The sequence below is a fragment of the Microbacterium sp. Ru50 genome, assembly GCF_002920555.1.
GTDB lineage: Bacteria > Actinomycetota > Actinomycetes > Actinomycetales > Microbacteriaceae > Microbacterium > Microbacterium arborescens.
In genome coordinates this window covers 1-961 of record NZ_PQSV01000022.1, presented here as the reverse complement: position 1 = coordinate 961, position 961 = coordinate 1, and the positions used below count along the sequence as shown (strand labels likewise).

Below are 961 nucleotides of genomic sequence, written 5' to 3'. Positions count from 1 at the left end.
GGGCGGTGGTTGTCCCGGGGTAAGGGTGTAGGCCGCAAGGTAGGCAAATCCGCCTTGCATACGGCTGAGACCTGATGCCGAGCCGATTGTGGTGAAGTGGATGATCCTATGCTGTCGAGAAAAGCCTCTAGCGAGTTTCATGGCGGCCCGTACCCTAAACCGACTCAGGTGGTCAGGTAGAGAATACCGAGGCGTTCGGGTGAACTATGGTTAAGGAACTCGGCAAAATGCCCCCGTAACTTCGGGAGAAGGGGGGCCACATCTGGTGATCGGATTTACTCCGTGAGCTGGTGGTGGCCGCAGAGACCAGCGAGAAGCGACTGTTTACTAAAAACACAGGTCCGTGCGAAGCCGTAAGGCGATGTATACGGACTGACGCCTGCCCGGTGCTGGAACGTTAAGGGGACCGGTTAGCTCACTTTCGGGTGGGCGAAGCTGAGAACTTAAGCGCCAGTAAACGGCGGTGGTAACTATAACCATCCTAAGGTAGCGAAATTCCTTGTCGGGTAAGTTCCGACCTGCACGAATGGCGTAACGACTTCTCGACTGTCTCAACCATAGGCCCGGTGAAATTGCACTACGAGTAAAGATGCTCGTTTCGCGCAGCAGGACGGAAAGACCCCGGGACCTTTACTACAGTTTGATATTGGTGTTCGGTTCGGCTTGTGTAGGATAGCTGGGAGACTGTGAAGCAGGCACGCCAGTGTTTGTGGAGTCGTCGTTGAAATACCAGTCTGGTCGTGCTGGATGTCTAACCTGGGTCCGTGATCCGGATCAGGGACAGTGTCTGATGGGTAGTTTAACTGGGGCGTTGCCTCCTAAAGGGTAACGGAGGCGCCCAAAGGTTCCCTCAGCCTGGTTGGCAATCAGGTGTTGAGTGTAAGTGCACAAGGGAGCTTGACTGTGAGACCGACGGGTCGAGCAGGGACGAAAGTCGGGACTAGTGATCCGGCGGTGGCTT

Annotated in this window: 1 rRNA gene; it reads left to right on the top strand. The window is 55.5% G+C overall.

Annotated elements, in window-relative coordinates:
• Positions 1 to 961 (top strand): 23S ribosomal RNA (locus tag C3481_RS16000); the annotation flags it as partial.